The 6,468-nt window shown below is 55.7% G+C and carries 5 protein-coding genes; 3 read left to right on the forward strand and 2 right to left on the reverse strand.

Annotated elements, in window-relative coordinates:
• Positions 1–75: 75 nt before the first annotated feature.
• Both PBA01S_RS13730 and PBA01S_RS13735 read right to left on the reverse strand, forming a co-directional pair.
• Entirely contained in the window at positions 76–2,310 is a 2,235-nt protein-coding gene (locus PBA01S_RS13730; RefSeq protein ID WP_028539684.1) for a Tex family protein, read from the reverse strand.
• Positions 2,311–2,458: 148 nt separating this feature from the next.
• On the reverse strand, positions 2,459–2,815 hold the full coding sequence (locus tag PBA01S_RS13735) for a DUF4190 domain-containing protein (protein ID WP_016313114.1): 357 nt from the start codon (positions 2,813–2,815) through the stop codon (positions 2,459–2,461).
• Between the two features lie 229 nt (positions 2,816–3,044).
• Here PBA01S_RS13735 and PBA01S_RS13740 point away from each other — a divergent pair, with 229 nt between their 5' ends.
• The 3 genes from PBA01S_RS13740 to PBA01S_RS13750 are packed head-to-tail and all read left to right on the forward strand — an operon-like array spanning position 3,045 to position 6,303.
• The gene (locus PBA01S_RS13740; RefSeq protein ID WP_028539682.1) at positions 3,045–4,433 is read left to right on the forward strand and encodes an efflux RND transporter periplasmic adaptor subunit; all 1,389 of its coding nucleotides are present in this window, start codon (positions 3,045–3,047) and stop codon (positions 4,431–4,433) included.
• Entirely contained in the window at positions 4,433–5,134 is a 702-nt protein-coding gene (locus PBA01S_RS13745) for an ABC transporter ATP-binding protein (protein ID WP_028539681.1), read from the forward strand. Before PBA01S_RS13740 ends, PBA01S_RS13745 begins: the two co-directional genes overlap by 1 nt.
• Entirely contained in the window at positions 5,131–6,303 is a 1,173-nt protein-coding gene (locus tag PBA01S_RS13750; RefSeq protein WP_028539680.1) for an ABC transporter permease, read from the forward strand. The genes PBA01S_RS13745 and PBA01S_RS13750 overlap by 4 nt, the downstream gene beginning before the upstream one ends.
• The last annotated feature ends 165 nt before the right edge of the window (positions 6,304–6,468 follow it).

Below are 6,468 nucleotides of genomic sequence, written 5' to 3' on the forward strand. Positions count from 1 at the left end.
TGGAGTACGGCCCTCGCTCTCGCAAAAAAAGAGCCGGGCTCCACGGGAAATCCCGTTTACCGGCTCTCCTGACGTTTATTGCGCCTTCACCTCAGAAGGTCCCCGCATTGTCAATCCAACCCGGCCTTTCTTCACGTCCACATTCAGCACCCAGACGGTGACATTGTCACCGACCGAGACGACGTCCATCGGATGCTTGACGTACCCGTTGCTTAGTTGGGAGATGTGGACAAGCCCATCGTTTTTGATGCCAATATCCACAAAAGCCCCAAAATCGATAACGTTGCGCACCGTCCCCTGCAGTTCCATGCCGGGCACCAAGTCCTCAATTTTCAGCACATCCGTGCGGAAGATTGGCGGCGGCAGCTCCTCCCGCGGGTCACGCCCTGGGCGCTGTAAGCTTTCCAGAATGTCGCGCAGCGTTGGAACGCCCACTTCAAGTCGAGGGGCCAGTTCATCCGGATTCAACGTATCCAGCTTCTCATTGAGCTCCTTAGAGCCCAGCTGTTCCATCGACACCCCCAGCTCGGCAAACAAGCGATGCACCACGTCATAAGATTCCGGGTGGATCGGCGTCTTATCCAGCGGATTCTCGCCGCCGTCGATTCGCAGGAAGCCTACGCACTGCTCGAAGGTTTTGGCGCCAAGCCGCGGCACTTTTTGCAGCTGCTTTCGGCTCTTGAAGCGTCCGTTCTCCTCGCGGAACTTCACGATATTCTTCGCAATCGTCGCATTCACGCCGGACACGTAGGACAAGAGCGCCGGTGAAGCGGTATTAACGTCCACACCAACATGGTTCACCGCCGACTCCACCACGTTCTTTAAGCTTTCGTCGAGATGCTTCTGCGATACGTCATGCTGGTATTGACCGACGCCAATGGCCTTCGGCTCAATCTTGACCAGCTCCGCCAGCGGGTCTTGCACCCGCCGTGCAATGGATACGGCACTTCGCTCCGCGACGTCCAGATCTGGAAACTCCTCCTGCGCCAGCTTGGAGGCCGAATAAACGCTGGCTCCCGCCTCGTTGACGATCAGGTACGCCAGCTCGCGATCCTTGCCCTTACGCTCGGCGATGACCTCGGCGACAAATTGCTCGGTCTCCCGCGAAGCCGTACCGTTGCCGATCACGATCAGCTCGATCCCGTATTTGTCGATCAGCTCGTGGAACTTGACCGCCGCTTCCTTTTTCTTGTTGTTGGGCGGCGTCGGGTAGGTGACCGCCACCTCCAGCAACTTGCCGGTGTCGTCAACAACGGCAAGCTTACAGCCGGTGCGGTAGGCCGGGTCAACGCCAAGCACCGTTTTGCCGCGTACCGGCGGCTGCAGCAGCAAGCTGCGCAAATTGGCGGCGAAGATGGAAATCGCCTGAGCTTCGGCTTTTTCCGTCAACTCGCCGCGTACCTCCCGCTCGATCGACGGGGCGATCAGGCGTTTGTATGCGTCCTCGATCGCCGCGCGCAGCACGTCCTCCGTTGCGGAACGCCCGCGGATCACCTGACCGGCGATGTGGCGGCAGATCGCCTCGGCGTCCACTTCGAGTGACACCTTCAGCACGTTCTCCCGCTCGCCGCGGTTCATGGCGAGGATGCGGTGAGGCGGCATTTTTTTGGCCGGTTCCCGATAGTTATAGTACATTTCGTAGACGGATTCCTCTTCCGGCGACTTCGCTTCGGACACCATCATGCCGTGGTCCATCGTATATTTGCGAACCCATGCCCGCGTTGCCGCTTCATCCGCGACCTGCTCGGCGACGATATCCATCGCCCCTTGCAGCGCCTCCTCGGCCGTTTCCACGCCCCCTTCGATCCCGGCAGCCTGGGTGAACTTCGCTGCTTCCGTGAGCGGATCGCCTTGCTTCGGCTGCGTAAGCAGCCATTCCGCCAACGGCTCCAGTCCCTTTTCTTTCGCTACGCTCGCGCGGGTTTTGCGTTTTTGCCGGTAAGGTCGGTATAAGTCCTCCACTTCCTGCAGCTTCACGGCCTTCGTGATTGCGGCTGCCAACTCATCCGTCAGCTTGCCTTGCTCGTCGATCATCCGGATGACTTCCCGCTTCCGTTCCTCCAGGTTGCGAAGGTATTGCGTCCGCTCTTCAATATTACGCAGCTGGTTTTCGTCCAGCTCTCCGGTCATTTCCTTCCGGTAACGGGCGATAAACGGAATCGTATTGCCCTCATCCAGCAGCCCGATCGTTGTTCGCACCTGCTTCAGGGAGAGTCCCAGCTCCTTCGCAATCTGGGCGATAATTCGCTCCTGTTCCCCCGCATCGGCCGTACTTTGCACCGCTGTTCCGTTCGTCTCCGTTTGCGCCATGGCCCTATCCCTCTTTCATTCAAAAAATTGCGATTGTTTCTATTATCACAAACTTTGCGCGCCTTTTCCAGCTTGTCCAGCGACATGGAAGTCAACGTCAACGAAAAAAAACACCGTGCCCCAGGCAACGGTGCTTTCATTCCGTTCTTTAAAACGTACCATAGATGTCTGGCGTTGCAGCCGCAAAGATTACGATCGCAATAATGGCAAGTACAATAATGACGCCGTACACTGCCGTACCGATGATGCCGCAAACGAGCCCTGCGATGCTAAGTCCCTTGCCCTGCTCGCCCTTCCGCTTGATCTCCTTAAACGACAAGCTGGCGAAGACAATCGCAACGATCCCCAAAATAAAACCGACATACGGAATCACGATCGAGAGAATCCCGAGCACCAGCGAGGCGATGGATTTGCCGTTGGTTTTTGGCGGTGTCGTTGGCGGCGGCGGCGGAAATTGGTTAAATGTAGAATACGAATAAGATGTTTCAGACGGACGTTGATCCATGAAAAAAAAGTCCTCCCCAAAATATGTTACATCCATTGTACTTGATCGTTGTGAATGGCGCCATGGCTATTTCCCGTGAATTGGTCTTTTTATGAAAAATCATTCAGAAAACTTTCAGCTTCACTTAAGGTTCGCCTCATCTTCATCTTCTAAAATGGTTTTGATTTGCAGAGAACCGGTACAAGCACTGCCGTCTGCCGGTAGAATACATCATCGTTGGAGGGATTCGATGAAGAAGAAATGGTTGTGGATTGGGGGCGGAGCCTTGGTTCTGATCGCCATTGCCCTCATCCTTGTTCTAAAGCTGCCGGACAAGCAGAATCAGACGGCGGCGCCCGTTCAGAATACGACCCGGGTCAGCAAGGGCGACATTACCGTTAGCGTGTCCGGATCAGGTACGATCGTCTCAACCGAGAGCGAAAGCGTACGTACGAAGGACGAGGGGAAAGTAAGCGAAGTTCTTGTAAAGACGGGAGACGTCGTGGAAGAAGGCCAGGTGCTGCTGACATTTGAGGGCACGGATAATACCGACAACATCAAGGAACAGCAATCCTCCCTGGAAATGCAGAAACTGGACCTGGTTGATTTGCAAAATCAGTTTAAACGTCAAGTGCAAGAAGGCGCCGACGAGCAAACACTAAACGCCACGAAAAAATCAATTGCCAAGCAAGAGCTAAACATCAGCAATACGGAAGCGGAAATCGCTAAGCTGCAGGAGGCAATGGTTCCTCCCGATCCGTTAACCTCCCCGATTGACGGCACGGTCACCGCAGTCAACATCACCGCCGGGGAACAGGCTAAAAGCGGAAGCGAGCTGTTTGTCATTAACGATTACCAGAAGCTCAGCGTCAAAATTCAGGTTGACGAGCTGGATATCCCCAGCGTCACAAAGGGCATGAAGGCGAACGTTCAAGTTGACGCTTTTCCGGATCAGACTTTTGAAGGTGTTGTCTCTGACATCGCGAATGAAGGGGTTGCCTCGGGCGGTGTGTCGTTATTTGATGTCACGATCGCCCTGAACAATTCTGAAGGCGTGCGGGTAGGCATGTCAGCGGAAGCAACGATCATCACCGAGGAGAAAAAGGATATCTTAACCCTGCCGATCGAGGCGGTTCAGCAGCGGGCCGGCCGGTATTTCGTCATGCTGCCCGAAACGGGGAGCGACGGAACAAGTGCGGCAGGTGGCGCAGCCAGTCCGCAAGGGTCGGGCAGCGGGCCGGCTACAGGCAGCGCACCGGCCGCTGACAGTGCGCCGACCACGGGCAGCGCACCGGCCGAAGGCAGCACGCCCAGCACAGGCCGCACTGCACAGCCCGATGCCGCAGCTGGTGCTGCCGGAGGCACCAGCGGCATGAACGGCCGTATTCAGGTCGTTGAGGTTGGCGTGCATAACGAATCATATATCGAGATTGTCAGCGGACTAACCGAAGGCCAGGAGGTTGTGATCCCGACGATCATCAGCAACTCTTCGAGTTCCTCCACCCAACAGCAAATGAGAATGCAGGGAGGGTTCGGCGGAGGCAGTGCCGGATTTGGCGGAGCCGGAGGCGCCGCTCCTGGCGGGGGCGGTGCGGCTCCATCCGGAAGAGGCGGGTTCAGCGGCGGAGGTGGCCGATAATGGCGGCAATATCTCCCCCACTGATCGACGTGCAGAACCTCGGACACGGCTACCGTATGGCCGGAGAGATGATGACCGTGCTCAGCGATATCAGCTTTCAGGTCCGGCATGGCGAATTCGTCGCCATCATCGGCCCGTCCGGCTCCGGGAAGTCGACGCTGATGAACATGCTGGGCTGTCTGGACGTCGCCAACGAAGGGACGTATTTGCTTGACGGGCAGGACATACGCAAGCTGTCCGATAACAAGCTGGCCACGATTCGCAATGAGAAGATTGGGTTTATTTTTCAACAGTTTAATCTGTTGCCCAAATTAACCGCCTACGAAAATGTTGAGCTGCCGCTCATCTACCGCAACGTCCCGCACAAGGAGCGAAAAAAATCAGTCGAAGAGTCGCTCCGTCTCGTTGGTTTGGAAGACCGGATGCACCATCGTCCTTCCGAGTTGTCAGGCGGGCAGCAGCAGCGGGTGGCCATCGCCCGTGCAATCGCCGGCTCCCCGCCGCTCCTGCTCGCGGACGAACCGACCGGCGCGCTGGACAGCAAGACTGGCATCGAAGTGATGGATAAGATGAAGGAACTGAATGCACTCGGCCACACGATCATTATTATCACCCACGATCTGTCCATCGCTGAGCAAGCCAAACGGGTCATCCGAATCCAGGACGGACGAATTGTTGAAGATCGGGGGAGCCGGGCATGAATCTTCTGCAAAGCATCAAAATGGCCTGGAAAAGCATCGCCGGAGCGAAGATCCGCTCTTTTCTTACGATGCTAGGCATCATTATCGGCGTCTCCTCGGTGATTACGCTCGTATCTGTGGGGCAAGGCACCACATCGCAGATTACGGACCAACTCGAAGGCTTGGGAACCGACCTGCTTACGGTGAACATCATGGGCCGGGGCAGCTCCACCTCACTCTCCTTTGAGGAAGCGATGGCTCTGGGGAAGATCGAAGGGGTGAAGGCCGTATCCCCCGTGATCAACGGCTCTGTAACGGCCAAGAAAGGAACGGTAAATGACAGTCTTTCGGTAGAAGGCATCGCGCCTTCCTACGAGGAGGTCCAGGATTTCCACGTCCAAGCCGGACGTTACATCATCGACATGGACAATGAGTTCCGCATGAAGGTGGCGTTGATCGGGACCGAAGCTGCCGAGACTTTTTTTGGCACAGATAACCCGATTGGACAAACGATTCAGCTTAACGGCAGCAGTTTCAAAATCGTTGGCTTGTTGGAATCGAAAGGTTCCAGCCTGACCGCCTCCAACGATAATAAGCTGCTGATCCCAATCGCTACGGCCGAGCGCTTTCTGCAAAGCCGCGGCGTGCGTTCGATTACGGTACAGGTTGAGGACACCAAGCAGATTGAAACCGTCAAAGCGTTGCTGGAAGCTACCTTGGATAAAAAGTTCCAAAATGCCGACAACGCCTACAGTATCTTTAACTCCCAGGAGATGCTGGACACGCTAAATTCGACAACCCAAATACTGTCGCTGGCGCTCGGCGGCATTGCCGGCATTTCGCTGCTCGTCGGCGGCATTGGGATCATGAACATCATGCTCGTCTCCGTCAGCGAGCGCACCCGGGAAATCGGCGTTCGCAAAGCGATCGGGGCCAAAAAGCGTGACATCCTGATGCAATTCATGGTCGAATCGACGGCACTTAGCGGCTTCGGCGGCTTGATTGGCATCGGGCTGGGCTACGGCGCCAGCGCGTTGATCGGCCACTATTCGTCGCTAACGACCACCGTATCGCTCCCGATCGTCCTGATCGCCTTTGGCTTCTCCTTGTTCATCGGCATCATCTTTGGGATGATTCCAGCGAACAAGGCAGCCAAGCTGCGCCCGATTTACGCGCTGCGGACCGATTAAGTCAACCATTGTGTTCGAAAAATCGAATACAATTCACCAGATTCACCGGTTTTAGCGAATTATATATGAAATTTCATACAGAATGTGCCCTGCGGGTGCCGGAATCCACTAGCCTTGCATCTAAAGTGACATGGTATTCAATTAATTGTTAATCTTGGTTGTATC

Source organism: Paenibacillus barengoltzii NBRC 101215 (assembly GCF_004000745.1).
GTDB classification, from domain to species: Bacteria; Bacillota; Bacilli; order Paenibacillales; family Paenibacillaceae; genus Fontibacillus; species Fontibacillus barengoltzii.

Bases quoted from the DNA above. Each gene is read 5' to 3' on its own strand.
- PBA01S_RS13730 (WP_028539684.1), bottom strand. From the start codon at position 2,310: ATGGCGCAAACGGAGACGAACGGAACAGCGGTGCAAAGTACGGCCGAT.
- PBA01S_RS13735 (WP_016313114.1), bottom strand. From the start codon at position 2,815: ATGGATCAACGTCCGTCTGAAACATCTTATTCGTATTCTACATTTAAC.
- PBA01S_RS13740 (WP_028539682.1), top strand. From the start codon at position 3,045: ATGAAGAAGAAATGGTTGTGGATTGGGGGCGGAGCCTTGGTTCTGATC.
- PBA01S_RS13745 (WP_028539681.1), top strand. From the start codon at position 4,433: ATGGCGGCAATATCTCCCCCACTGATCGACGTGCAGAACCTCGGACAC.
- PBA01S_RS13750 (WP_028539680.1), top strand. From the start codon at position 5,131: ATGAATCTTCTGCAAAGCATCAAAATGGCCTGGAAAAGCATCGCCGGA.